Raw genomic sequence first — 26477 nt, 5'->3', positions numbered from 1 at the left:
CAGCAGCTTGTTGTTCTGGTCGTAAATATACGCCCCCGTCGTGCGCCCGGCCATCAGCGGATCGAGCGAACCCCCGAAAAATGTCTCGTCGAGGATCAGGATCATCATGCCGTACACCGTCTGCTGTTTGGTGGACTTGAGCCAGCGCGCCGCGACCAGGTTGCTCTTCTTTTTGGAAGGCTCCGACGAGTCCGTAATCTCCATGCGCCGCCAGACGATCTCCGCCGAGCCGGGCTTCATCTCCTGCTTGAGCTGCTCGTAGAATTCGGGGAATTGAATCTGAATCGATGCCGTGGATTGGTTGAAATAGACGTTCTGGCCTTGCAGGTCGACAATATAGAGGCCTCGGATCTGCGGCGACTCGTATTTCAGCGGGAACAGCACGGAAGTGAGCTCGCGCTCCAGCATGAAGTTCCGGTACGCTTCGCTCTCGCCCTGCGCCGGCGCGGCGTGCATGCTCTGCACGTACTGCTCCACCATCGGATGAAAAAACACGAAGTCGGTGATCCGGTAGATGTCCTGGATTTTGAAGCCGATCTGCTCCATCGTCTGCTCGCTCGTCTTCAAGTACTGCTTGCTGATCTCGCCTTCGAACAAGTTCAGGTTGATCCGATAGGACACATACCCGGTGACGAGGGAGCACACGATGATGATGATCGAGAGGCTCAGGATCAGCTTGACTTTGAAATGCTGATTGATGTAGCGGATGAGCGATGGATGCCTCATGGGGCCGGGATTCCTCCGATCTCCGATATGAAACGAAAGTAGAGAAGCCGCCTGTGCAGCTTCCCTATTCCCGCCTATTTACTTCGTCAAACACAGCCGGACCAGGTCGTCGACATGGGCGGTCGCCAAGCATTCTACCGTATCGGCCGCGCCATAATAGATCTTGACTTCGCCGTCGTCCTCCAGGATCATGCCGCCCGGGAAAATCACGTCGTTGCGGAAGCCGCCCTCCGTCTCGTAGCTAACCTCCGGCGCAAGCAGCGGCTCCCGGTACATGCCTACGATCTTGTACGGGTTGTCCGCGTCGAGCAGCATGATGCCCGCCGTGTAGCGCTTCCGCCAGAACGGCTCCCACCCGTTCTTGCCCCGGGCCGGATCGATGTCGACGGCATGGAACAACGTGAGCCAGCCGTAAGGCGTCTTGACCGGCGGAGCGGCCGGACCAAGCTTGTCGTTCGCGAACGGCACCTTCTCCAGGCCGAGCAGCAGTTCGGTGTTGCCCCAATATTTCAAATCCGGCGAGTCGGAAATCCAGATGTCGAAGCTGTCCCGGCCACCCTTGCCGTACACCGGGAACGGGCGCTCGAGCCGCACGTACTTGCCGCCGATCCGCTCGGGGAACAGCACCATGTTGCGGTTGTCCGGCGCCGACAGGCTTAGCACCTCGAAGCTCGAGAAATCGTCGGTCACCGCAATCCCGCCGCGAACGCCGTGCTTGGTGTCGACGGCGAAACAGAGGTAGCAGCGCCCGTCCATCACAGTTAGTCGCGGATCGTACGTGCGGATGATCTCGTCGTCCTCGATGCCGAAGGCCGGCTGGGGCTGCACGTCCCAATGCCTGCCGTCCTTGCTGAAGGCCAGCCCCATGTTGGTCGTGTTGTGCGGCAGCAGCGTCTCGTTCTCCACATCGCCGTAGTCGTTGCGAAACATCATGACGTATTGCCCTTCATACTTCGCAACACCGGCGTTGAACACGAGCGCCGGCTTATAAGGAACGTCGTTCGCCGTAAGCACCGGATTGCCGGTATAGCGGGTGACGACCGGGCTGGATGTCAGCGAGCCAATGAGAGTCATGGATGCGTCCTCCTCGATACCTTGTCTCCCTCATTGTAATCGGTTTCGGGATCGTCGACAGCTAGCAATAATTGAGAAACGGATAAAATCTTTAGATTTTGGCCGGTGCTGCACCCTACAATCGAAACCGATACCCGGCGCCCCAGACGGTCTCGATATATTGAGCATTCGCGGTATCGGTCTCGATTTTCTCTCGCAGCTTGCGGATGTGGACCGTGACGGTTTGGGCATCGCCCAGCGCATCCATGCCCCACACGCGCTCGAACAGCTGATCCTTGCTGAAGACATGATTCGGATGCAAGGCGAGGAAGTAGAGCAGCTCGAACTCCTTCGTCGTCAAGACGATCTCTTGGTCGTGCAAATAGACGCGCCGGGCGGTATAGTCGATATACAGGCCCCGGATGCGCACCTCGTCCTTCGATTGCTTGGACTCTTTGGCCCCCACCAGCCGCTCGTATCGCGCCAAGTGCGCTTTCACCCGAGCCACCAGCTCAACCGGCTTGAACGGCTTCGTGATGTAATCGTCCGCCCCCAGCCCCAGCCCACGAATCATATCGATGTCTTCTTTTTTGGCCGTCACCATCAGGATCGGGATATGGCGGGTCTCGCGAATTTTCCGGCACACCTCGAAGCCGCTAATCCCCGGGAGCATCACGTCGAGGATGATGAGGTCGTAGTCGCCGGTCAAGCCCAGCTCAAGCCCCTGTGTCCCGTCCGCCGCGATGTCCACATCGTAACCGTCGACCTGCAAATAATCCCGTTCCAATTCAGCAATAACCGTCTCGTCTTCCACGATCAAGATTCGCTTCATCCCGCATCACCAGCTTTATCAAGATTTAGTGGAAATCCGACCGTAATCGTGGTCCCTTCCCCTCTCGTACTGTCCGCGCGGATCCATCCGCCGTGCCCGTCCATAATCTGCTTGGCGATCGCAAGGCCGAGGCCGCTGCCGCCCGTGTGGCTATTCCTCGATTGCTCGGCCCGATAGAACCGTTCGAAGATGTGCGGCAGCGCCTCTTCCTCAATGCCCGGACCGTTGTCCGCAATCCGGACGACGACATATCCCTCCGACTCAAATGCGCGAAGACGGACGATTCGTTCGGGTCGATTCATATATTTCAGGCAATTGTCCACGATGTTGGAGAATACCCGCCGGCATTGATCGCGATCGATCGAAGCTTTCGCAATGGGCCTCAAGGTGATTTCCGATGAAAAGTGGACGCCTTGTTTGCTCAGATCAAAGTTCAATTCATCCGCCCAATCGGTCAAGAACGGCTTCATCTCGACGATTTCGAAATTGAACGGCAGCTTCTTCAAGTCCAGCCTCGAATACAGGAACAGCTCGTCGATCAGATGATCCATCTCCTGGGTCTTGGAGGAGATGATCGACAAGTAGCGCGCCCGTTTGTCCGGCGTATCCGCGATGCCGTCCCCCAGTCCGTCGACATAGCCTTGAATCGCCGTCAGCGGGGTCCGTAAGTCGTGGGAAATGTTCGAAATCAATTCTTTCCGGTTCTCCTCGTACTGGAGCTGAGTCTGGATGGAGAGCTGAAGCTGCTTGCGCATGCGCTCGAACGCCACGCTGAGCTGTCCGATCTCATCCTTCCCCGTCGCCTCGACCTGATAATCCAGATCTCCGGCCTCCAGTCGGGCCATGGCGTGCTTCAGCTTGTGCAGTGGTTTGATAATGCTTCTGGATACGAAATAAGTGAGCGTTGTGTGTGTCAAGATTAAGATGACGATGAGCGCCCCGAACAGCAGCGGGAAAAATTTTCGCGCAAACTGGGCGAACGGATCGAGCGAGGTCACTACGATGACGCTGCCTGGCGTCTGATCCGGATACGTAAACTCGTAATGCTGCAGCTGATACATCTTATTGCCCGATCGGATCGGCTCTTCCTCCTCCGCATGCCCGGAACGCTCGTAGGCGGGCAGCTCTGTCAGCAGCTGTTCCTGTTCCAGGGCAGGTGAAACGAATTGGATCGCTCCCCCTTTACGCACGATCAGGTTCGACTGAGCCTGCTGCAGCTCTTGATCCAGATCGGTCAAGTACGCGGTATCGGACAGCAGAGCCGGGTCCTTCTCGGTGCTCCGCTTCAATTCCTTCAGCAACCGCTCGCGACTGTGATTCTCGATAAATGGACGGTCCGCATCTTTCCAGTGTGTCTCGTGGATCATCTGGAAGTCGCCCCGGAATGCGGATAAGAGCAGCATGGCGGTGACGACCATCAGGACGACCGGGATGACGAGCATGGCCGCATAGGACAACAGGAGCTTGAGGCGTATGGACATGGAGATCGGCCCCTAACCTTCTTTTCGATCAAATATATAGTAACCGAGTGAAAAGAACAAGCCGCAGCACGAAAGCAGGAACAAGCCGGACGTCACTAGCTTCCCTGCGGATACGGTGCCGCTCAGCCACAACACGTGCCAGCCGGTGTAAGAAAAAGGGGAAAATGCCGAGACGGAGCCCACGAAGAAGGGAGCGATTTTGGCGGCAACATATAGAAAGATGGCGAAAACGATGAACCCGCCCGCACTGCGAAACCATTGGGAGACGAACACGAACAGTGCCGATAAAGCGAGCATGGCAAGGAAAGCGGCGGCATAGGCCAGCCCGATCTTAACCCACTCCGACAGGGGGATGGAAGATCCTGCGATGGCCTGAATGAGAAGCGTCACGATGCCCAGCACGGCTAGCTGCGCCGCGATTCCCGCTCCGAGTGCAGCGACCTTGCTCAGGAACACTTGAAGCCGCGTATTCGGACGCAAAAACGCGAGCTTCAGCGTTCGCGAGGCGACCTCGTTCGGGAATAGGTCCGCGGTCGTGCTGATGATGAAGAGCGGCAGCCAGAAGGCAGCGTAGAGACTGAGCATTTGAACCGGGAACGAGCCGCTGATCGCCATCAGACCCAAGTAGGGCTGAAGCCGGCTCAAGCCTAGGGCGAGCAGCACGGGCAGCAGCGCCGACACTAGGATGAATGCCGCCCCTTTCTTGCGGTATACCATCAACCACACTTCATTAACGAAACCGGCTCTAAACGATTGCACGGGTCTGCCCCTCCCTCGCGGCCTGCAGTTGGCCGATATAATATTGTTCCAGCGACTCGTTCATCTGCAGCAGCTGCTCGACGTACCCTTCCTTCCGCAATGTGCCTTCGACGACGATGCCGACCCGGTTGCACAGCTGCTCCAGCTCATGAATCATGTGGCTGGAAATGAGGAAGGTCGTACCCTGCTCTTCGGAGAGCCGCGCGATCAGCCGGCGGAACATAACCGTCCCTTCGATATCGAGGCCGTTCGTCGGTTCATCGAGAATGACCAATCTCGGACTCGGCAGGATGGCGGCGGCCAGCGCCAGCTTCATCTTCATCCCAGTGGAATACTGCTTGATCCGCTCGCGGCGCACATGGCTCAGCCCTACCAGCTCCAGTACTTCCTCAATACGGGAAGCCGTCACGTGAGGATGGAACCGGGCCACCAGCTGCAAATATTGGGAGCCGTGAAGGAAATCATGGAAATCGGCGGATTCGATCATGCAGCCTACATGGCGCATCCCGCGCTCGAATTCCTCGGCGAGGTCGGCCCCGAATAGGCGGACCGTCCCTTGATCCGGCCGGATCAAGCCGGTGACCAGCTTGAGGAACGTCGTTTTCCCCGCACCGTTCGGTCCGAGCAATCCATATACGTCACCCTCATAGAGCTCCAGGCTTATGTCCCGGATCCCCCGCTGATTGCGATACACCTTCGATAGCTGCTGCGTTGCCAAGATTGGATGGTTCATGCCTTATCCCTCCATGCGGAATGGGCAACGGATGAGCCAGGGTGCGTAGGCCCATCCGTTGGCCGGTTTTGTTGCTTGTTCTGTCTAGTGCTGGAATTTGCGGACGCGTTCGCGTTCTTGTTGGATCGTTTGCACCTGTTGCCCGGCTAGATCGATCGTATCCGGCGTCGTCTTGTTGAAGTTCGACAGGTCGGCTTGCACGTGCAGCGTCACTTGGTGCGCTGTGCCTTGATCGTCCTTGCCCGACACCGTAATGTCGGCTTCCTGATGCTCGATGTAATTGTCCGCGTTAATATGAGCCTTCACGGCGACCTTCTCGATCTTGATGTCCTGCGACAGCTGCGGTGCGGCGTCCTTCAGCGCGTCGTGATTGAACGGAATGTCCGCCTGATCATTCTGGTGCATGGCTCGGTGATCCGCCTGTGCGGCATGCTTGATCGCGATCGGCGCAATCGCATTGATGACGGCCGGGATTTGCGCGTTATCCAATTGGACCGCAATGTCCTTCGAGCCGTCGCTCTGCGTATCGACGGTCACATAGTTCTTCAAGTTCCCGACCAAGGCGTCGATGACGGTCTCGGCTTGCTGGGACATGTCGGCGCCGTCATGTCCTTTGTGCTTGAAGGGATGATCCTGGTTGTCGGGGTGGACATAGTAGACGTCGCTTGCGCTTGATTTCACCACGGTGCCTTCCGCTTGCTTGGCGAATCGGATCGATTGCGGCGTGCCGTTCGCGCTGACTTCCGCTTGGCCGCTGGCGGCCTCGTCCTTGGCGACCTTGAAGCTTCCGCTCGCCTGGACGAGCACGTTCCCGTTGTCGCGGAGGGAACCTGCCGCTTGGACCGTGGCGCTTTGCGCCGATTTTGTCGTTTTGAGCGCCGATTTGTACGCCTCGTAGCCGGAACTTCCGGCCAAGGCGCTGAAGCCGGTCGCGATCATCACGACGCTGCTCACGCCGATGGCGCTGCCTAATACTAGCCATTTCTTCTTCATACGCTGCCTCCTATACGAGTTGATGTGTTACACGCTTTATGTTAGGCGCTAAAAATAAACCCCTTGTGAACGATCGATTAAAACTTTCTTAAATCGCTTTATTCAATAGAAAAAACCGTCCGGGAATGCCCGAACGGCTGCTTAAGAACTATTAGGTTCATGCCAAGCCAAATAGGCGGATTGGCTAGAGCGGGATCTCCAGCTCGTGGTCCGAAAGTTCGCCATGTGCATCGGCGACCGGGGCGAAGCCTTTCATCCGCGTGTTGAATCCGGCGATATGCTGCGCGAGCTTGGGGTCGTTCATGTGCCGAAGCTCAGTACGGAACTTACCTTGCGCCAACTCTACGATGCGCACCGCAGGCACGTCAAGGCAGGCGGCCGTCTGGATATAATGCCAGCCGTCTCTCGCGACGATCGAATTCGCGTGGTTGTGGCCGCAGAAGTAGAAGCCCGGTCCCTTCTTCCGGTTCAGAACCGCCTGGATCGGATAATCCGGGTGAATCGACAGCTTGTCGAGCGTCGAGCGCCGTGTTGTATCGTATACCGGATGATGGGCGAAGACGAGTACCGGCTTGTCGCCAGCCTGCTCGAGCTCGTTCTGCAGCCATTCGATCTGCTCGGCGTCGATCTCCCCGCCCCAGTCGTCCTTGACCATCTCCTTGGTCGTATCGAGAAAGAGGAGCAGCGCTTCCTCCGTCTCGATACGGCTATATCGCTGTCCGCCCGTTATGCCCAGAATTTCGGCCTTCGGAATCGAATACGTATCATGGTTGCCCAGGACATGAATGAACCGGCGTCCGCTGCCGCCGATCTGTCCGGTTATGTGCCCGAGCTCTTCCGGCAAGCCTTCATGCGTCAAATCGCCTAAAGAAATATGGTACTCGCCCTCTTCCGCCAGGAACCGTTCCAGCATGCTCGCATATGCGTTGTCCCGCGCTGCCACCATGTCTGACGTGCCTTGCTCCATGCGGGAATAATGAAAATCTCCAAGTAAAATCAGTCTCATCCTTGCGCCTCCTCGACAAGCAAGCCTATACTCTTCATCGTCCCGGCCAAGTTAAGGGATTGGTCTTAGAATAAAGGGCTAGTATTAAGTGAGTATCAAGCTTATGTTAAGATCTTGTGGATTCCGATTTCCGATTCTAGAGCAAGCGGATGACGACCGAGTCCGCTACGAAGAATGTATACCGGTTGCCGCCGTACTCGGCCGGCACCGCTTCGCCCCGGGCGTCGCGGATGTCCAGCGGCGCCTCGCTGTATACGGCGCAAGCCCGTCCGCCCGCATCGGCGGTCAGGCGGGCATGCGCCAGCTTGCCGTCGGCCCAGTCGAGGTCGACGGTGAACCCGCCGCGGGCGCGCAGTCCCCGGACGACGCCCGCGCTCCATGCCGGCGGCAGCGCCGGCAGGAAGCGGAGCTCCTCGAGATGCGACTGCAGGAGCATCTCCGCGATCGCGGCCGCGCCGCCGAAGTTCGCGTCGATCTGGAACGGCGGATGATCGCCGAACAGATTCGGATGCACCGCCTTGCGCAGCAGCGTCTGCAGGCTGGCGTGCGCATGGGCGCCGTCGCCGAGCCGCGCCCAGAAGTTGGCGATCCACGCCTGGCTCCAGCCGGTGTGGCCGCCCCCGTGCGCCAGGCGCCGCTCCAGCGTGCGCCGTGCCGCCTGCCCCAGCTCCGGCATGCGGTGCGAGGCGATCTGCTCGCCCGGGTGCAGGGCGAACAGATGCGAGATGTGGCGGTGGCCCGGATCGACCTCTTCGTAGTCGACCGCCCACTCCATGATGTGGCCGTGCCGCCCGATTTGCGGCTGCGGCAGCCGGCTGCGCGCGCTCGCCCACTCCAGCCGCAGCGGCTCGTCCGTCTTGAGCTGCTCGGCCGCCTCTATGCAAGCGCCGAAGAGCGCGTACAGGATTTGCGCATCCATGGAAGGGCCGGCGCAGATGACGCTGATCTGGCCGCTCGTCGACACGTACTTGTTCTCCGGCGAGAGCGACGGCGATGTGATCAGCCTGCCGTCCTCGTCCTCGATCAAGTAGTCGAGGAAGAATAGCGCGGCCTCGCGAAGCACGGGATACGCCCGGTCGCGCAGGAACGCTTCGTTCCGGTTGTAGCGGTAATGCTCCCACAGATGGAGCGCCGTCCAGGCGCCGCCCATCGGCCAGAAGATCGAGGTCGGGACCGCTCCGAACAAGCCGGTCTCCGCCCACACGTTCGACAGGAGGTGGGCGACGAAGCCTCGCGCGCCGTACATCGTCTGCGCGGTGCTCCGCCCGTTCGCCGCCAATCGCTCGACGAAGTCGAACAGCGGCTCATGGCACTCGGCCAAGTTGCCGACCTCGGCGATCCAATAGTTCATCTGTAGATTGATGTTCAGATGGAAGTCGCTCTCCCACGGCGGGGTGAAGCTTTCGTTCCAGATGCCCTGCAGATTGGCGGGCAGACTGCCCGGACGCGAGCTCGCCATGAGCAAGTAGCGCCCGTACTGGAAGAACAGCGCTTCCAGCCCGGGATCGCCTTCGTCCGACTCGCGATACTGCTTTAGCCGCTGTGAGGTGGGCGGCTGCTCCTTGTCTTGCGTTGCCGATTGGGCCGAATCGGCGGCCGGCGCGAGCTGCAGCGAGACGCGGTCGAACAAGGCGCGGTGATCGCGCTCGTGCGCCGCCTTCAGCCGCTCGAACGGCTGTCCGGCGGCCGCTTCGGCCTGCCGCTCCGCTTCCGCCATCGGGTCCTCGCAGCGGAACGACGTCTGCGCCGCCACGACGAGCGTCACCGCGCTCGCCCCGGTGACGGACATGAAGTTGCCGATCGTCTCCGAGCGGCCGCCCTCGACGACAGCCTGCAGCACGGCCGCGTAGCGGACGCCGTCCGGCCCGCACTGCCCCCGCATCGTCAGCACACGGCCGCCCACTCCTTCGATCTCGCCTTCGAACGGACGCCGGTTGAACCGGGCCGTGAAGGAGAGGGCGCCCGGCTCTGATGCGGTCAAGCGCACGACGAGCGCGTGGTCGACCGCGCTTGCGAACAGCTCGCGGCGGTACCGCACGCCGCCCGCCACATACTCCACCGTCGCCACGCCGGTGGCCAGCTCGAGCTCGCGGCGATAGTCCGTCGCCGTCGCCGCGTGGTCGAACCGCAGGACCAGATCGCCGAGCGGCTGGTACGGACCGAAGTAGTGGGGCGCGTTCGTCATCGACACGAGCGCGAGCCGCTCGGCCTCCTGCACCCGGCCTTCCCGCAGCAGCCGGCGGATGGCGCCCAGCTGCTCGATCGCGGCCGGGTTGTCGCGCTCCCGCGGTCCCCCGTACCAGACCGAGTCTTCATTCAGCTGCAACCGCTCGGTCTGGATGCCGCCGAATACCATGCCGCCGAGCCGGCCGTTGCCGAGCGGGAACGCTTCCGTCCAGGTGCCCGCCGGACGCTCTTCTAACAATCTATTCATATTCGCAGTCGTCGTATTCGCAGCAGTCGTCGATTTCCCCATTTCACTCTCACTCCTATCCTATAGTGCTCGCGCATTCTAAGAATTCGACCTCATTATAGGAGATCGGGCACCATAGCGAAAGTGGGAAACTTACGTTTTAATGTTGTTCATTTACGATTATGATTATGGGCCCCTTCCACAGTTAGGAAATGTCCTCTAGTGCATCACCCAGCCGCCGTCGACGTTGAGCGTCTGCCCGGTCATGAAGTCGCTCTCGGGCGACGCCAAGTACAGGAACGCGCCGACCATGTCGGCCGGCAGCTGCCGGCGCGGGATCGACTGCTCCCGCTCCAAGTACACGCGCGTCGCCTCCCGCTCCGCCAGGTCCGGCATGTCGAGCAGCTCCTGCTCGGTCATGACTGCTCCTGGGGAGATGGCGTTGACGGTGATGCCGAATTCGCCGACCTCGCGGGCGAGCGCGCGGGTGAAGCCTATGACGGCCCCTTTGGACGCCACATAATGGACGAACCCTTTTTGACCGCGGAAGAAAGTAACGGACGTAACATTAACGATCTTCCCGTACCCACGCTCTTTCATATAAGGGAACACCGCCTTGCTCGTCAGGAAACACGATTTGGCGTTCACCGCCTGCACGTGGTCCCACTCGTCGCCGGTCAGCTCGAACCACGGCTTGCGCGGATAGATGCCCGCATTGTTGACGAGGATGTCCACGCCGCCCCAAGCCTCGTTCACGGCGCGAATCATTGCCTCCACTTGATCCTCCCGGCTGACATCCCCATAGACCGTCATCGCCTTGCCCCCGCCCGCTTCGATGCGTGCAGCGACTTCAGCCGCCTTGTCCGGGCTTCCGATATAATTGATCGCTACCTTGGCGCCTTCCGCCGCGTATGCAAGACATACTTCTCGCCCGATTCCCGTTGATCCGCCCGTCACGAGCGCTACTTTATTGGTTAACCGCATCCCGTCGCCCCTCCTCGTCCTCTCAAGACATCGAACCGCCGAGCAGAGCCGGCTTTGCCAATCGCGTATACTGCCCGAGCGCGCCGGCGTGCCGAATAGACGGCGGAGACCAGCGGGACCGGCGCTCCGCCAAGATCGCGGCGATCTCCGCCTCCGAGCGCGCCTCGCCTCCTGTGCCGACGACATCCAGCCTTCGCGTCGGAATGTCGATGCGCACCGTATCGCCCTCTTCGACGAAGGCGATCGGGCCGCCGTCCAGCGCCTCCGGGCACAAGTAGCCGATGCACGGGCCGCGCGTCGCTCCGGAGAACCGGCCGTCGGTCACGAGCGCCGTCGTCTTCGACAACACCGGGTCCGAAGCGATGAGCTCGGACATGAAGAACATCTCCGGCATCCCAACGGCCCGCGGGCCTTGGTAGCGGATGACGACGACGTCGCCGGGCGAGAGCTTGCCGCCGATGAGCGCTTCGACCGCCGACTGCTCGTCGTCGAACACGCGGGCGGGCCCTTCGTGCACCATCATCTCCTCGACGACCGCCGATTTCTTGACCGTCGCGCCCTGCGGAGCGAGATTGCCGGTGAGAAGCGCGGTCGAGCCTTCCTGCTTCAGCGGCTTGTTGAACGGATAGATGACGTCGCGTTTGTTCAGCTTGTAATTGGCGAGGAACATCTCGGCATAGTTCGGCATCTCGCTCTTGTCGAACTGCTCGAGATTGTCCCTCACCGTATGGCCGGTCACGGTCATGCAATCGAGATGCAGGACGCTCTTCAGCTCCTTCATGACCATCGGCACGCCGCCCGCGTACCAGAACAGCTCCGTCGGGTATTTGCCCGCCGTCTTCGTATCGACGAGCACGGGGATCTCCCGGTGGATCCGGTCGAACAGTTCGGCGTCGATCGAGATGCCCGCTTCCCCTGCGATCGCGATCAGGTGCATGACGGCGTTAAGTGAGCCGCCGATCGCGGAGTGCACCATGATCGCGTTCTCGAACGCTTCCCGCGTCAAGATGCGCGACGGCGTCAAATCCAGCTCGCGCAGCTTCATCACCTGCTGGCCGGCGGCACGGGCCATGCGCCGGATCTCGGCGTTCGTCGCCGGGATGAGCGCCGACCACGGCAGCGCAAGACCTAGCGCCTCCGCCATCACCTGCATCGTAGCGGCCGTGCCCATATATTGGCACGCGCCGCAGGTCGGGCAGCAGGAGCGCTGGAAGGCGAGGAACTGCTCCTTCTTCATCTTTTGCTCCTGCACCTCCACGCTCATGTGCCACAGCTCTTCGTTCGACTTGAGGCACGGTCCGGCGCCCATCGCACCTCCCGGCACGTGCAGCGCCGGTATATTGAGGCGGGCGATCGCCATCAGGTGGGCCGGTACCGCCTTATCTCCGGCAGAGCTCAGCACCATCGCATCGAACGGAGTCGCGAGCGTGTGGATCTCCACCATCGAGGCGATGAAATCGCGCGAAGCGAGCGAATAGTGCATGCCCGCATGGGCTTGGGCAATGCCGTCGCAAATGTCGGTCGTCGTATAGACCGCCGGCTTGCCCCCCGCCTGCAGCACGCCCTTCTCCATCTCCGCCACGAGCTCCCCAAGGTGATAGGAGCTCGGATGGCTGGAGCCGTTCGTGCTCTCCACGAGCACCTGTACTTTGTCGAGATCCGCCACCGTCCAGTCCATCGACATGCGCAGCGCGTCGCCTTCGAAGCTCATTTTCCTTACTTTTTGGCTTTGCAGCTTATCCATTGGCGGTACAGTCCTCTCCGGTATTGTAACAATCGCAATGATTGCCATAAGTCAACACCGTCAGTATAAAACACATCTCCGCGATTGTCTACAATCTTAATGTTAATCCAGAATACAAAAGCTCCCGGACCCGTCCGAGAGCTTTTGCATGATCGATTCGATTTGTAAACTAGGAACTTATATGATATACGAGCGCCTCAAAAGGTCTTAACCGGCGAGGCAATCCTTGATCGTTCGTTTCAAGCTCCGACTCGGAATAGTTGCCCAAAATCCGTTGTTCCGCTATTAGATGGGCCGGCAATACGAGCTCATGGAACTCGTCGGATTGATTCAATACGATGAGCCAGCACGTTTGCTCCCACTTCCGGATGTAGGCGTAAACATGAACGTCATCCGGCAGCAAATCTTCATAGTCGCCGTAAACCATGACCGGATTGGCCTTACGGAGTGCAATCAGCTTTTGATAATAAGCATAGATGGAGTCCGGGTCGTTCCTCGACTGCTCGACATTGATTTCCTTGAAATTCGGGTTTACCCGGATCCAAGGAACACCGGAAGTAAATCCAGCATTCGGCGAGTCGTCCCACTGCATGGGCGTACGCGAATTATCCCTGCTTAGCGGGCGCAGCATGTCCAGAACGCGTTCCGGATCGTTCCCTTTCCCCGCCAGCTCCTCATATCTGTTCTTCATCGCAATATCGTGGTAATCCTCGATTCGGTCGAACCGAACTCCGGTCATGCCGATTTCTTCCCCTTGATAAATATACGGCGTTCCCGGCAGCGTGTGGATCAAGGTTGCCAACAGCTTCGCCGATTGGAGCCGATACTCGCGGTCATTGCCGTAACGGCTCACTTGCCGAGTATGATCGTGGTTGTTCAGGAAGTGGGAGTTCCAGCCTTTTCCGTAAAAGGCGTTATGCCACTTTCGTTGTATGCATTTGTACCGCAGCATATCCCAAGAGGGCATTTCATCCGCAATTTCAAAATGAAACAGGGACTGCAGCTCGTTTCGGTCCTCTGAAACGTATTTCAAGCCTTCTTCAGGGTCTACGAAGGCTACCTCGCCAACCGTCATCACGTCATAGTGGCGGAATACCCGCTCATTCATTTCTTGCAAATACTCATGAACCCCCGGATTATTGGTCAAATACCGAATGTCCTCCGGATTGTCCGCATTCGGATAAGAGGCCGGTTTGGCCAGCAGGGCGATGGCGTCCAGACGGAAACCGTCAATGCCTTTATCGAGCCAAAAGCGCATCATCCGGTAAATTTCATTCCTCAGCTCCGGGTTTTCCCAGTTCAGATCGGGCTGCTCCGCGGCAAAGGAATGGAAGTAATACTGGCCGGTACGCTCATCCCATTCCCAGGTCGACGGGGAGAAATACGAGCGCCAATTGTTCGGCGGTTCGTGCGGATCGTCGCCGCGCCAAATGTACCAGTCCCTCTTGGGATTGTCCCGGGAGGAGCGGGATTCGACAAACCAGGGATGCAGGTTCGACGTATGGTTCACGACCAGATCCATGATGAGCTTCATGCCCCGCCGATGGACCTCCGAGAGCAGCTTCTCCCAATCGTCCATCGTCCCGGCTTTATTCATGATTGTGGTGAAGTCCGAAATATCGTACCCGTTATCTTTATCCGGGGATTCGTAACAAGGATTGAGCCAGATGGCGTCTACGCCCAGGCTTTGAATGTAGTCCAATTTCTCGATCACACCTATTAAATCGCCAAACCCGTCGCCATTCGAATCAAAGAAGCTTCTCCAGTAAACTTGATACACAACAACTTCTTTCCACCATGCTCTTTTCATTTCCTTCCACCTTTAGCCCATCATTTCTCGTGATGTGTTATTTTACCGCTCCCGCTGCTATGCCCTTGATAATATATTTTTGCGCCAACGCGTAAAACACCACTACCGGTATGATCGTGAGCGTCAGGCCGGCCATAGCCAGATTCCACTCAATGGTAAATTCTCCGAAGAAGTAGAACGTGGACAGCGGAATCGTGCGCAATGTTTTGTCGGATAGCGTCAGAGACGGCAGCAAGTAATCGTTCCACAACGAGATCACGTTCAGAATGGCAATCGTGATCGTGATCGTCTTGAGCATCGGGAACACGATTCGCCAGAACAAGCCGAATTTGCTGCACCCGTCCAGCGTAGCGGCTTCCTCCAGCGCAACCGGAATCGACTTGATGAAGCCGTGATACAGGAACACCGCCATGCTGGCGTGGAAGCCTACGTTCATATAGATTAATCCCCCGTGCGTATTCAGCATGGGAATGTGCAGATGCGAGCGAATCCAGTCCATGACCTGCATGAGCGGCATCATTAGCGTCTGGAACGGAATGAGCATCGTCGCAACAAACGTCATGAAGATGATTTTGCTCAAACGATTGTCTGTTCGGACCAGCATCCAGGCCGTCATGGAAGCCAGAACGACCACCAGCAGTACCGACAAAGCGGTTACGTATAACGAATTGCCGAAGGCCGTCCAGAAGTTCATCTTTTCCATCGCTTTCGCAAAGTACCCGAACCCGAAGGAGGAAGGCAGCGCTAGTACATTCTCATACATCTCCGCGCGGGTTTTGAACGAGTTGACCACCATGATATAGATCGGAGACAGGAACAGAAGCGCAAGAGCAACAAGCAAGATTTCGGACAACAGTCTGCCTGTTTTTCTCATTACATTTGCACCTCTCTCTTCTTCGTGATGGCGACCTGGGTCAACGTGAGGCACGCAACAATAAGGAAGAAGACGATCGCTTTCGCCTGACCGAGACCGTAGTGTCCGTACCCGAAGATTTCATTAAAAATATTCATGGCGAACATTTCCGTTGCATTGCTCGGACCGCCTTTGGTTAGCGACAAGTTGACGTCATAAATTTTGAATGCGCCGGAAAGCGTCATAAACAAGCAAATGGTGAATGCGGGCATGAGCAGCGGAAAAACAATGCGGGTAAGCCGCTGCCGCAGATTCGCTCCGTCCACCTTGGCGGCTTCCAACAATTCGTCCGGTATTCCTTGAATGCCGGCGATGTAGATAATCATCGTATACCCCGCCATTTGCCAGGTAAAGACAACGACCATGGCATAAAGCGCGAATTGCGGATTTAGCAGCCAGTTGAAGAAAATAGATTCAAAGCCCGTTTTCTCGCCGACATATTTCATGACATCCGTAAACACAAATTGCCAAATGTAGCCGAGGATCAAGCCCCCGATCAGATTCGGCATGAAGAACAACGTTCGCGCGGTGTTGCTCACCCTGAGCTTCGTAGTGACGAGCAGAGAAAAAGCAACGCCCAGCACGTTCACGGCCAGAAGAGCCAGTACGGTGAACTTGATCGTATGCCAGGCCGATGTTAGAAAACGTTCATCCTGGAACAGCTGAACGTAGTTGTCCATACCGACGAACACCTTCGGATTGGCCGGGATGCCGTCCCATTTGACGAAAGAATAATAAATCCCGATGACAAAGGGGATAATGACAACGGTTGTAAAGACAAAAACAAGCGGCACTGTAAATAAGGCGAACCAAGCCTTATCTTTTGTTTTTTTCATACCCCATCCCTCTCTCCGCTGAAATCCAGCCTTGAGTCCCAAACAAAAACGAAAGCCCAACGCTCAATGGTTGCCACGTCGGAGCTCGGGCTTTCGTTTCATTCATCTTATAGGCTGCGCATTTTTGTTTATTTTGCGGCTTTCGCCCACGCGGCGTCGAGTTTTTCCAGCAATTGCTGGCCGGTCATGTCTTTCTTCAGGAAATATTCCTGTGCTGCCGGAGCCAGATCGTTGACGACAATGTTGGCCGGGAAGAGTGGATGGGTCCATGGAATCGTTTGCCCGCTCTTCGTCGCTTCGAATACCACCTTGGACAGTGGATCGAGTTCATTGGCTTCCATATTCGTCATCGCCGGAATGAACTTAAACTCTTTTACGATGGCGTTCTTGCCGGAATCGCTGGTGAACAGCCAATTCAAGAATGCGCTGGCAGCCTTGATTTCATCAGGGCTCGCTTTGGAGTTGATCACCCAGTCGCTTGCTACGCCTACGGCAATTTTTTTGTTGCCCATCAGCGGAAACGCCATCATGCCGAGCTTGGGATCCATACTCTTGTAGTCCTTGAGCATCCCATAGCTCCAGTTGCCCTGGTGAACCATAGCCGTTTTCCCGGTTGCAAAATCGCCCATCTGGGTATCATATTTGACTTCCATCGGGTTTTTGCTGTTCGCTTTGATCACATCGAGAAACTTCGCCAGTTCCTGGAATTCCTTCGTAGTCGCCATCTTGACTTCGCCTTTATTCAATTTATCAATAAAAGCTTGAGGATCTTGCTGCAAGGCAAACGGAGTATTCAGGATGTGTCCGATCAGGAAGAAAGCTTCTTGAGACAAGCTGAGCGGGTTCTTTCCGTCAGCTTTCAGCTTCTCCATCGTACTGGTGAACGAAGCCAGGTCAGTCACGTTCTTCGGGTCAACCAAATCTTTATTGTATACCAGACCGAAGCCCTCTACGCCATATGGAATCCCGACGACTTTGCCGTCGACCTTCAATGCCATGTTAGGGGCAACAAACTTCGTATACGGTTCATTGCTCAAGTCGTAGAAGTACGATTTCAATTTCTCCGCGGTAGGTCCCGGACTCGTGCTGAATATAGTCGGGCCTTGGTTCGCAGTCAGCTTCGCTTGAAGCTGTGTCAGGTAAGCGTCGCCTGCAGAGCCCCACACTTCCACTTCGTTGCCGGTTTCTGATGTGTACTTCTTAGCCAGCGCTTCCAGCGGTCCGGCAATTTCGACCTTGGATTGGAAAATGGAAATTTTCTTCAGCTTTTGCGTTGCCCCCGGGGAACCCGGAGCCGGCGACGAACCGGAGGTGCTGCCATTCGAGGACCCACAGCCTGCCATAACGGCGATCAGTGCCGTTGCCGTTAATAAACCGACAATTTTTTTTACTTGTCTCAAGTTTACCCCTCCCTATATAGTAAAACGCTTACAGCATCATCATATTGCGTTTACTCCAAAAAGTCAATAAAAACCGAACATTATTCAGTAAAATGGACAAGTATTTACTTGGCATTTTTACTTATTTTACTGTCCTTCTCCATTTGATGGCCGCACTAAGCTTGAACGGTTCTTTCTTGGCTGTCCCATGGATCATTTCGAGCAGCTCTTTGGCGGCCAAATACCCGCTTTCATACCGCGGAATCGAAATGGTCGTCAAGCCTGCCATCGCCGCTGCATCAGAGTCATCGAAACCTGTAACGGATATATCGTCCGGCACTCTGATGTTGTGTTCTTCCAATGCCTTGATCGCCCCGATGGCCATGTTGTCATTCGCACAAACGAGCACATCGGGCAAATCATTGCTCAAAATCATGATTTTAGCAGCCTGATAGCCGCTCTTCTCGCGATAATTGCCATGAAAATACTGTTTCCGATCGAATGCAATTCCATTGTTTAGCAAGGTGTCGGTTAGCCCGGAAAACCGCTCTTTATTATCCAATGTCTCCAATCCGCCGATATATCCGTACCGTTTAAATCCCTTATCTACCAGCGCCTGCACCAATTCGCACATGGCGGGATAATTGTCGACGAGAACACTTTTCGTATTGGCGGTTTCATTGTCGATCAGTCTGTCCATCAGGACGATTGGAAATTCGGGCTTCGCAACCGAGACGATATAAGGGTCCGTTATGTTTCCATCCAGACTGATGCAACCGCTCGCAAAATGACTGTTCATAAAATTGCCGCTCGATTTGTTCGTGCAAATAATCAAATCATACCCGTTTTCCGTCAGGCAATCGCTCATTCCGTGAATGATTTTCATATAAAAATCCCGGTCAAAGTCGCTGAAATTAAAGATGACCGTTTTGGCTTTGTCTGTTTTCCCGGTTTTACCGGATGCATGGGTGTACCCGTACTCCGAACAAATTTGCAAAACGCGTTCCCTCGTGGCCTGCCCTACATTCTTGCGTCCATTCAGAACGTTGGAGACTGTAGAAACGGATACATTGGCAAGCTTCGCGATGTCTTTCAGTCCTATCATAATTGCCACTCCCCCAATGTTTATATATTTTACTATAACACGGTTTTGTGCAGCTCAAAATAGGATTTAGTAAATTACAAAGTAAAACAGTAAAAAATCCATAAAAAAAGACCGCGAGGCAGAGTATTCCCCACCTTGCGGTCTTTCTTCTGGTACCTTATGGTAATCATTATAACTTATTCGGGATCCTCGAAATCCGTCTCATTCGGTTCCAAACAGTCCAGCCTGTTCACTTTGGCACCAGGAGGTTTCGGCACCTTGCCTTTCAACAACGGATCTCGTGTCTCTTCCATCCAGCCGTCCAATCTTCGACTCAGCTCATTCCCGATCTCCCTATATGCGGGGTTTCCGATCAAGTTTTGCCTTTCATTCGGATCGAGCGCCAAATCAAAGAGCATCACCCGGTCCAGTTCATTGGCGAGCAGCCCGTGTTCTACGACATGCTCCTTGCTCAGGCCCGCATCGATATTGGCCGGAACAACCGAGTCATGTTCATCATAGCGACGGATGAGCTTGTAACGCTCCGTACGAATGCATCTCTTCGGTTCATAGGCTGCATGAAACGTTACCTCGCTGAAGATTTCGTCGCGAATTTTCTCCGACTCTCCGTTCAGAATCGGCAGCATCGAACGTCCTTCCAGCCACCCCGGCTTATCCAGGCCGATAAGATCGCACAAGGTTGGAAATACATCCAGATGAGAGACCAAGGCATCCGTCGCTTCCCCTTGCCGCTTCAGCCCGGGGTAACGCATGATCAAGGAAACCCCGATGCCGGCATCGTATAAACTGCATTTCATGAACGGAAATGCAATTCCGTGGTCGGTTGTGAAAAATACAAAGGTGTCCTTGTCCAACCCGCTTTGCCGCAAAGCGTCCAGAACGACCCCGACACATTCATCCATAACCTTCGCCGAGGCTGTGAATTCGGCCATGTCTTCCCGGTTTCGCGCGTTATCGGCCAGCGGGGACGGCGGGACGACGTATTGAGGTTTAACGTCTCCCAGATTTTTATTGAACGGTCGATGCGTATGCCTCATGCCGAATGATAGAAAGAAAGGCCGGTCGGATGGGCTGCGGGACAAAATAAACTCGGCTGCATTCTTAGAATTCGCGCGATCTTCAAGATCCGCCTGATCCGGACCGCCGGGGAAATGCTCCGTGAGTACTCGATCATAACACTTCTCGAAAATCACCTCCCCTTCATGACTCATCCCGCTAAGAGCCGTTTCATAGCCATTCTGTCTCAAGAATGCGCCCAAATGCCTCGACGGGTCCTTCATGGCGAATCCTCGGTGAGCCAGTCCGATCATGCCGTTCGTATGCGGACACATGCCGGTTAGCAGGGATGTGCGGCTAGGCGAACAGGTCGGACCCGCGCAATAGGCATGCCGGAACAGCAAACCTTCTTCGGAAAAGGCTTGCAGGTTTGGCGTTGGGACCGCGTGGCCGTATGGCTGGATGTAACGCCCGGTATCGTGCGTATGCATGTAAACGATATTCATCTTCCGTTTACCTCCTTTTTACCGGCATTATACCACAGCCTCCGTCACCACAAAAAGAAACTGCCATCGCTCTGCCCTTTGCAGAGCGATGGCAACCCATGCTCACCGCTAACCTTTTTAGAACCTATGATTAAAGCGTGTATCGCAACAAACGGGCGCCGCCGTCTGTGAAATATAGACGTTTCCTGTCGTCCTCCGCCAGAAGGAAGAACACTTCGCCCCGCTCCAATACCGTCACCTTTTTGTCAATCGGATGGATTCGGAACAACAACCCGGCACGTGATGTTCCATAAATGAATCCGTCGGATCCGGCCAACAGATAGGCGTCACGCCAAATCGCTCCTGTGACATACCGGATTTCTGGCAAGGCGTGCTCATACCACTCAAAGCTGCTTGTATGTGGATTGTACGCAAAAAGGAATCCCTCCGCGATACCCCAGACCAGCCCGTCAGGTCCGAGCGTGATCGCGGTGATCGCCGTAAATCCCCGCACCGGCAACGGGATCAACTCCGAGATCCCGCTTCTCGTGTCGTAAACGAATAACGGAGCCTCCGTCTCGCAAGGCTTGATCCCCAATCCGCCCCAGATCGATGTCCCTGCATACACTTTGCCGTCCAAGTACACGAGAGACAGAAGACTGAGGTTTCCGGCCGGCGATTCCAACACTTCCCTCTCGCCTGTAGCCGGATCGTATAGAGTCAAGGCTCCCCCAAGCTTACCGTAACTCGCTACGGTGCCGAAAAACAGTTTTCCGTCTCCGGCGGCGATTCCGAATGGGCGGTCCTGCCCATTCTCCTTCAAGGAGAACAGAAGTTTGGGATTCGTACCGTCCGCATCGGACCAAGGACGGGAAGGATCCACTTCGTAAATTCTTGCACCCGGATAAACGCCAAAATACAATTTATCCCCGAACGAGCAAATCCCTTCCGCTTGCCCCAGGCCCTTGAATTGTTTGTTTTCGGCGGTTTCCGGATTGAGCATGCCCATGCCCCCGACCAAATATCCGCTGGAATAAAGAAGACCGTCCGGGCCGATAAGGATACTGTTGATATTAGTCGGAGCGCCTTTCATATCCAATTCCGTAATATCCGCGAAGTGCTTCTCCGGATTGTATCGCACCATACAAGTAATGCCCCGGATATAATTGATTCCGATGAGCGTCATGCCGGGATACCGGGATTGATCGTCCAGCCTCTCCCACATCATGTACAAAGGGCAGATCTTAAGATCGAGTTCAAGATTTCGGATCGTCCCCTGTTCTATATCATAACGGTGCAGCACCGAGCCGACGGTGAAATAAACACAGCCGTCATACAAAGGAGAAACGCCGAATGACTGCACTTTGGGGATCGTTTGCTCGAGCGTCAAGCGGTTATCGGCCGCATTGTCATTCTCCTGAAACACCATTAGGTCCATGGAGCCCAGTTTCCGTACGAACAGCTTTCCGCCCTCGATCTGAATATCATGGACAAACGTATTGTCGGGATCCTCCGGAAGCAAATTTTCCGACTGCCCCGTCTTATGATCGTAGCGGACAAGATGGGCATGAGACCCGATTCCCAAATACGTAATCGAATGCTCCACGTCGTGATGCATCGTTCTTACATAATCTTCTTGGTCTCGTACCGGATCGCTTGGAAAAACCTTGAATCCGTTCTGTGGAGAATACTCGAAAAAACAGGCCCCATTGTAGGTGCCTCCATAAACAACTCCATCCGCTCCCGCCGACAAGCAGAATACGTAAGTTTCGCCTTTGACGGCTACACCCAGGTCCATCACGAAGCCGCTTCCCGGCACGTATCGGTACAAGTGACCGGTTGCGGTCGAACCGATATACACGGACCCGTCGGTCGCGGTAGTCGCCGCCCAGGACGAGATTCCTCCGGGGATCGGCAGCATCTCCAATACGTTGCCGGAGTTGATGTCAATACAGGCCAAATGAGCATTCGCCCCGTAAGCTCCATCCATTACGGCATAAAGGATATGACGATCATCCCGTGTAATTCCGCGGGTCGCCGAGTGCAGAGTTGCGTTCCAAACCTGAACGCCCAGTTCCGTCAGTCGCTTTGTTGTGTCCGATGTCATTTGCTTACCTCTCTTTTTTAGTTCCAGCCTTCTTTTGCATCCTTCATTTTAATGCCGGCGTTCATTTCTTTAATGATCTGCTCGCCGCCCTTCGCTTTCCACTCCTCTACCATTTTGTCCCAATCCGAGACCGGACGCTGGCCGGCAATCATCTTAGTCTGCTCGTCAATGAGATACTGGTTCAAATCTGCGCCTTTCGTCTGTTCCGTTTCCGAGAAGGCCGTATAGTTCGGGGAAGCGTAATATTTTAAACTGCTATACGATTTGGAGATGCCTTCTACTAAGGTTTTCAACGGTCCCTTATAGCTGTCTCCATATTTGATCTCCGTATCGGTATTAGGCCATGCAATGCCATCCGGCATATAGACAAGCGGATACTTTCCTTGGACCGCAGCATCTTTTTTCACGACCGGTTTGCCGTCCACCATATCGTAAGCTTGGCCTACATTCCCCATCAGCCAGTCATATTCAGCATTTTTGTCGTTCCTCTTGTCATCCGTAACGAATGTGCGGCCGGCTTCAACAAGGTCCAGCATGCGTTTCACTTTGCCCTTGTCCTTTCCCGCTTCCGCCGAGACGACCAGGAAGCTTAAGAATCCGCGGCCCGACAGCATGCCCTGCGAACCGTCCGGAGCTTTGAACTGCTCCAAGTGAACGAACTTGGCTTCAGGACTCAGCTGCATCAGTCCATCCATATAGGCTTGGGACATACCGCGAGGCGTGCCTATGAAAATACCGGCTTTGCCGGAATAAAACTCTTTGTTCGTGTTGGCCCAATCAATCGACGCAAAATCGCGTGTAAGGGCGTTTTCTTTGTACAGGTCCGCAAACAGCTGAATCATTTCCTTGCGGCCCGGTCCGATCATTCCAGGTATAAAGCGGCCTTGGGCATCCTTATGATACCACGCACCCGGATCCCAGTAGGCGCCCTGTGCGAACGTTGGGGCAATACCCTTTCCCAGCGCTAATCCGTATGTATCGTTTTTTCCGTTTTTGTCGGGGTCGTTTTTCGTGAAGGCGATCGCAACCTTTTTCAACTCCTCATAGCTTGTAGGCACTTGCAGGCCTAGATTATCAAGCCAATCCTTACGAATAACGGTAGTAAAACCGAACTTGGGGTAATAAGAAGGAATGGCATACAACTTCCCGTTTACGCGGAATTGATCGAGCACATACTTTGGAATCCGTTTAAGCGACGGATATTGGTCGATATACTCATCGAGCGCAAGGAAGGCTCCCTGCTTTACAAATTTGCTGTACTTGCCTGACAGGTCGCCGGCCGTGAAATATAACAGATCAGGCACAGATCCGGACGCGAGCAATGCGGTAAGTTTCTCATCGTACGTACCTTGCGGAATCAAATTGATTTTGTAATCGATATTGAATTTTTCATTGATCATTTGGACGCCCCGTCCGTCTGCCGGCGGCAAATCCCCGGAACCGCTTTTCATAATGGAAATCGTATGCTTTTTCGTCTTGTCGTCTAAGGCTTGCGTCGGTGCAGGCGTATCGGAGTTTTTCTTCGGTTCCGTGTCTTGAGTCGTTCCCGATGAACACCCGATTGTTCCTGCTGCCAATAAAGCTGCAATCGTAGCACTGATTAACACTTTGTTTCGAATCATGTTTCGAGAATCCCTCCATCCGTTTAATTACAAGTAACCATCACGAGCCTTCTTAACCCTTGATCGATCCGATCATCACCCCCTTTGCAAAATGCTTTTACAGAATTGGATCTGTTTCTAGTCCGCTTTGAAAGCGTGTTCGATTTTCTCGAATGCGGTTACAACGTCTGCCATTTCTTCATCCCCCCAGCTTTCGAAGAGGATCAGATTAAACTGCACATCTGTCGCTGCTACCGCATTAGGACAATCAAATTTACGTGCCGAATCTCCTTTATACTCGGGAGCTCTCCAAGGATACCCGCTTGTTCCAAATACGCTTCGGTTCTTAAACCAATCCATTTCATGCGGCATTGCACGATACTTGGGAGTGATCGGAATCCCTTCCGCGAGCAGCGCTTTGCAGTAAGTGTCCTTATCGCATGCAAGCTTCCCCGGGTTAATGGCAAGACGCCACCACCAATAGGAAGCCTCGGCGCCAGGAAGCTGCGGAGGTACGACAACGGTTTGCAAACCACTCAACCGCTCTGTTAATGTCTCCACAATCTGACGACGCTTGTCCACGATGCCCGGCAGCTTCTTCAATTGCTCACGGCCGATCACGGCGGCAAGATCGCTCATGTTAAAGTTAAGCGATGCCGTAATATTGCTTGATCCGGATGGGAGTCCGAACGGTTTGCCTCTGTCGGCGGTTTGCCTTACGCGCCAATATAGTTCTTCGTTCTTGGTGAAGACTAACCCGCCCTGACCGCCTGTGCTGTGGTGCTTCCCGGACATCGTGGAGAAGGCGGCGATATCGCCGAACGACCCGACCAGCTTGCCGTTCATTTTGGCCCCGTGCGCTTGGGCACAATCTTCAATGACCGGAACGTTGTATTTTTTCCCGACTTCTACTATAGCTTCGATATCTGCAGGCTCCCCGCCAATATGCGCAACTAGAATAGCACTAGTTAAGGGGGTGATCATTTTCTCAATTTGATTCGAATCCGTGTTATAACGACCCGGTGCGGAGTCCGCCACTACCGGAATACAGTTTAGCAAGGCGATCGGCATCATCCCGCCCGGATCGGTAATCGGGCTCACAATCACCTCGGTGAAAGGCTCCAAGTTCAAGGCACGAAGCGCTACATAAACGGCAGTCGTTCCTGAATTGACCGCATCGGCATACCCCCCGCCCATGTATTCCGCAAATTCCTTGCAGTAGGCCGTTTCTTGAACACCGTTATAGCCGAGCCCAGCACCGCGGGTAATGGCTTCATCGAGATAGGCAATAATGGCTTCCTTCTCCTCCGTACCAACATGCTGCCTGCTCGGAAACGGAGCCACTTTCACCTTCGGTCCACCGTTCATGGCCAAATGCTCCAAACTGCTTCTTTTTTTCAACAGTCCTTCCTCCTCTCTCGTCGCAACCTTCATGTAAACCGATACTAATGGAATAACAATCGGGCGATTGGCCAATTTTCCGAAATGTCTGGTCATTAAATCTAAGCGGTATAGATCTACTGGAATCTTGTGATATAGTGGAAGAAAGTACGGAGTGATGGAGCGATTTGCTATGTCCCCTTTCCCCACCCTGCAGGACTATTATCAACTGGCACACTTTCCCAAAGGCGTCCTGCCCCTTTATGTCTGCGAATCGATTCTCAAGTATAATTACTCTTACCATCATCATGAATTTGCCGAGATTTCCCTGACATTGGAGGGCACCGCGCAAGGCTTTATCAATGGCGTGATGCATCCTATTGCACCTGGTACCTTTTCGTTTCTTATGCCCTACGACATCCATGCCCTGGAACAATCCCAAGCATCCGGAATCAGAAAATACAGCTGTATGTTCGATATGTCCTTGTTGAACGCTTCCGAATTCAACGATCTCGGCAAATGGCTCGTCAACCTTGGTCAATCGATGTCCCACCATTATGTTCTGGATCCGGTCAGCTTCGAAAATGTAAAATCCATATTCAAAGTACTGCTCCATGAATTCGCTCAGGATGGAATCGAAAAAAATCACTTCCTCAAGCTCAAGCTCTTCGAACTCATCATGAATTTCATCCGCTGCCACACGGAATTACATAGGGCAGGCAACATTCAGCCCGTCGAGAACCCGGAATGGAAGATCATCGAGTATGTTCATGTCCACTTCCTTAATGAGTCCCTCTCGCTTAAACAGCTTTCGACGGTTTTCGGAATCAGCGAGTATTTGATCAGTAAAGCCTTTAAACAATTGCTGAACCGCAGCTTCATAGAATATTTACACAACCTCAGAGTCCGGCGGGCGTGCAGTCTGCTGACTTGCTTGGAAATGCCCGTTATTGACGTTGCTTATGAAGTAGGCTTTCAATCCCTCCGCACCTTCACCCGAGTATTCAAGGATCAGATGGGAATTACAGCCACGGAGTACCGGGCTAAAGTGCTGCATCGCGACTCCTGAACGTCGGGTACATACTAAGGGCTGTTCCATACGGACTCATCAAGATGAGTTTCGCGCAGGAACAGCCCCTTT

At 55.0% G+C, this 26477-nt stretch carries 21 protein-coding genes; 1 reads left to right on the top strand and 20 read right to left on the bottom strand.

The genetic code is table 11. From position 1 onward, the window contains the following. The 20 genes from ACI5FR_RS16375 to ACI5FR_RS16280 all read right to left on the bottom strand — a co-directional run. Window positions 1–726: hypothetical protein (locus tag ACI5FR_RS16375; RefSeq protein WP_405456113.1), on the bottom strand; the 726-nt coding region annotated here is incomplete at its 3' end. A gap of 78 nt (window positions 727–804) precedes the next feature. Then, on the bottom strand, window positions 805–1800 hold the full coding sequence (locus tag ACI5FR_RS16370; RefSeq protein WP_405456111.1) for a glycoside hydrolase family 130 protein: 996 nt from the start codon (window positions 1798–1800) through the stop codon (window positions 805–807). Between the two features lie 115 nt (window positions 1801–1915). Next, complete coding sequence (locus tag ACI5FR_RS16365; RefSeq protein ID WP_405456109.1) at window positions 1916–2611, bottom strand: response regulator transcription factor; 696 nt, start codon at window positions 2609–2611, stop codon at window positions 1916–1918. Then, on the bottom strand, window positions 2608–4092 hold the full coding sequence (locus tag ACI5FR_RS16360) for a sensor histidine kinase (RefSeq protein ID WP_405456106.1): 1485 nt from the start codon (window positions 4090–4092) through the stop codon (window positions 2608–2610). Before ACI5FR_RS16360 ends, ACI5FR_RS16365 begins: the two co-directional genes overlap by 4 nt. Window positions 4093–4104: 12 nt before the next feature. Further along, window positions 4105–4851, bottom strand: a complete 747-nt coding sequence (locus ACI5FR_RS16355; RefSeq protein ID WP_405456104.1) for an ABC transporter permease subunit — start codon at window positions 4849–4851, stop codon at window positions 4105–4107. After that, window positions 4838–5584 carry an ABC transporter ATP-binding protein gene (locus tag ACI5FR_RS16350; protein ID WP_405456102.1) on the bottom strand — a complete coding sequence of 249 codons (747 nt, stop codon included), beginning with the start codon at window positions 5582–5584 and terminating at the stop codon, window positions 4838–4840. The genes ACI5FR_RS16355 and ACI5FR_RS16350 overlap by 14 nt, the downstream gene beginning before the upstream one ends. An 84-nt stretch (window positions 5585–5668) precedes the next feature. Next, complete coding sequence (locus ACI5FR_RS16345) at window positions 5669–6577, bottom strand: hypothetical protein (RefSeq protein WP_405456100.1); 909 nt, start codon at window positions 6575–6577, stop codon at window positions 5669–5671. A gap of 184 nt (window positions 6578–6761) precedes the next feature. After that, on the bottom strand, window positions 6762–7583 hold the full coding sequence (locus ACI5FR_RS16340; RefSeq protein ID WP_405456098.1) for a metallophosphoesterase family protein: 822 nt from the start codon (window positions 7581–7583) through the stop codon (window positions 6762–6764). A 136-nt stretch (window positions 7584–7719) separates the two neighbouring features. Beyond that, a complete protein-coding gene (locus ACI5FR_RS16335) occupies window positions 7720–10059 on the bottom strand; it encodes a glycoside hydrolase family 95 protein (RefSeq protein ID WP_405456096.1) in 2340 nt (779 codons plus the stop codon). 156 nt (window positions 10060–10215) lie between these two features. Continuing rightward, window positions 10216–10980 carry an SDR family NAD(P)-dependent oxidoreductase gene (locus ACI5FR_RS16330; protein ID WP_405456092.1) on the bottom strand — a complete coding sequence of 255 codons (765 nt, stop codon included), beginning with the start codon at window positions 10978–10980 and terminating at the stop codon, window positions 10216–10218. A 22-nt stretch (window positions 10981–11002) separates the two neighbouring features. Continuing rightward, a complete protein-coding gene (ilvD, locus tag ACI5FR_RS16325) occupies window positions 11003–12724 on the bottom strand; it encodes a dihydroxy-acid dehydratase (protein WP_405456090.1) in 1722 nt (573 codons plus the stop codon). A 169-nt stretch (window positions 12725–12893) separates the two neighbouring features. After that, window positions 12894–14534, bottom strand: coding sequence for a glycoside hydrolase family 13 protein (locus tag ACI5FR_RS16320; RefSeq protein WP_405456088.1), 1641 nt, complete (start codon window positions 14532–14534; stop codon window positions 12894–12896). A 37-nt stretch (window positions 14535–14571) separates the two neighbouring features. Beyond that, window positions 14572–15408: a carbohydrate ABC transporter permease gene (locus tag ACI5FR_RS16315; protein ID WP_405456086.1), complete on the bottom strand. Its 837-nt coding sequence runs from the start codon at window positions 15406–15408 to the stop codon at window positions 14572–14574. Continuing rightward, window positions 15408–16283 carry a carbohydrate ABC transporter permease gene (locus ACI5FR_RS16310; protein ID WP_405456084.1) on the bottom strand — a complete coding sequence of 292 codons (876 nt, stop codon included), beginning with the start codon at window positions 16281–16283 and terminating at the stop codon, window positions 15408–15410. The genes ACI5FR_RS16315 and ACI5FR_RS16310 overlap by 1 nt, the downstream gene beginning before the upstream one ends. A gap of 128 nt (window positions 16284–16411) precedes the next feature. Next, a complete protein-coding gene (locus tag ACI5FR_RS16305; RefSeq protein ID WP_405456081.1) occupies window positions 16412–17683 on the bottom strand; it encodes a sugar ABC transporter substrate-binding protein in 1272 nt (423 codons plus the stop codon). A gap of 121 nt (window positions 17684–17804) precedes the next feature. Continuing rightward, window positions 17805–18767, bottom strand: coding sequence for a LacI family DNA-binding transcriptional regulator (locus tag ACI5FR_RS16300; RefSeq protein ID WP_405456079.1), 963 nt, complete (start codon window positions 18765–18767; stop codon window positions 17805–17807). 176 nt (window positions 18768–18943) lie between these two features. After that, entirely contained in the window at window positions 18944–20269 is a 1326-nt protein-coding gene (locus ACI5FR_RS16295) for a sulfatase family protein (RefSeq protein WP_405456078.1), read from the bottom strand. Window positions 20270–20399: 130 nt separating this feature from the next. Continuing rightward, entirely contained in the window at window positions 20400–22355 is a 1956-nt protein-coding gene (locus ACI5FR_RS16290; protein ID WP_405456077.1) for a hypothetical protein, read from the bottom strand. A gap of 17 nt (window positions 22356–22372) precedes the next feature. Then, complete coding sequence (locus tag ACI5FR_RS16285) at window positions 22373–23977, bottom strand: extracellular solute-binding protein (protein WP_405456076.1); 1605 nt, start codon at window positions 23975–23977, stop codon at window positions 22373–22375. A 117-nt stretch (window positions 23978–24094) separates the two neighbouring features. Further along, complete coding sequence (locus ACI5FR_RS16280; protein WP_405456074.1) at window positions 24095–25357, bottom strand: DegT/DnrJ/EryC1/StrS family aminotransferase; 1263 nt, start codon at window positions 25355–25357, stop codon at window positions 24095–24097. A gap of 157 nt (window positions 25358–25514) precedes the next feature. Here ACI5FR_RS16280 and ACI5FR_RS16275 point away from each other — a divergent pair, with 157 nt between their 5' ends. Continuing rightward, on the top strand, window positions 25515–26405 hold the full coding sequence (locus ACI5FR_RS16275) for a helix-turn-helix transcriptional regulator (protein WP_405456072.1): 891 nt from the start codon (window positions 25515–25517) through the stop codon (window positions 26403–26405). Window positions 26406–26477 lie beyond the last annotated feature (72 nt).

Origin of the sequence: Paenibacillus sp. HJGM_3 (genome assembly GCF_045062745.1) — a bacterium.
Classification (GTDB): Bacteria; Bacillota; Bacilli; order Paenibacillales; family NBRC-103111; genus Paenibacillus_AA.
The sequence above is the reverse complement of the archived record's forward strand: the minus strand, read 5'-3'. Positions and strand labels throughout refer to the sequence as shown.

Coding starts and splice junctions, on each gene's coding strand:
- ACI5FR_RS16315 (WP_405456086.1), bottom strand. CDS start 15,408: ATGAGAAAAACAGGCAGACTGTTGTCCGAAATCTTGCTTGTTGCTCTT.
- ACI5FR_RS16275 (WP_405456072.1), top strand. CDS start 25,515: ATGGAGCGATTTGCTATGTCCCCTTTCCCCACCCTGCAGGACTATTAT.
- ilvD (WP_405456090.1), bottom strand. CDS start 12,724: ATGGATAAGCTGCAAAGCCAAAAAGTAAGGAAAATGAGCTTCGAAGGC.
- ACI5FR_RS16295 (WP_405456078.1), bottom strand. CDS start 20,269: ATGAATATCGTTTACATGCATACGCACGATACCGGGCGTTACATCCAG.
- ACI5FR_RS16345 (WP_405456100.1), bottom strand. CDS start 6,577: ATGAAGAAGAAATGGCTAGTATTAGGCAGCGCCATCGGCGTGAGCAGC.
- ACI5FR_RS16340 (WP_405456098.1), bottom strand. CDS start 7,583: ATGAGACTGATTTTACTTGGAGATTTTCATTATTCCCGCATGGAGCAA.
- ACI5FR_RS16350 (WP_405456102.1), bottom strand. CDS start 5,584: ATGAACCATCCAATCTTGGCAACGCAGCAGCTATCGAAGGTGTATCGC.
- ACI5FR_RS16310 (WP_405456084.1), bottom strand. CDS start 16,283: ATGAAAAAAACAAAAGATAAGGCTTGGTTCGCCTTATTTACAGTGCCG.
- ACI5FR_RS16370 (WP_405456111.1), bottom strand. CDS start 1,800: ATGACTCTCATTGGCTCGCTGACATCCAGCCCGGTCGTCACCCGCTAT.
- ACI5FR_RS16300 (WP_405456079.1), bottom strand. CDS start 18,767: ATGATAGGACTGAAAGACATCGCGAAGCTTGCCAATGTATCCGTTTCT.
- ACI5FR_RS16365 (WP_405456109.1), bottom strand. CDS start 2,611: ATGAAGCGAATCTTGATCGTGGAAGACGAGACGGTTATTGCTGAATTG.
- ACI5FR_RS16335 (WP_405456096.1), bottom strand. CDS start 10,059: ATGGGGAAATCGACGACTGCTGCGAATACGACGACTGCGAATATGAAT.
- ACI5FR_RS16290 (WP_405456077.1), bottom strand. CDS start 22,355: ATGACATCGGACACAACAAAGCGACTGACGGAACTGGGCGTTCAGGTT.
- ACI5FR_RS16285 (WP_405456076.1), bottom strand. CDS start 23,977: ATGATTCGAAACAAAGTGTTAATCAGTGCTACGATTGCAGCTTTATTG.
- ACI5FR_RS16360 (WP_405456106.1), bottom strand. CDS start 4,092: ATGTCCATACGCCTCAAGCTCCTGTTGTCCTATGCGGCCATGCTCGTC.
- ACI5FR_RS16330 (WP_405456092.1), bottom strand. CDS start 10,980: ATGCGGTTAACCAATAAAGTAGCGCTCGTGACGGGCGGATCAACGGGA.
- ACI5FR_RS16320 (WP_405456088.1), bottom strand. CDS start 14,534: ATGAAAAGAGCATGGTGGAAAGAAGTTGTTGTGTATCAAGTTTACTGG.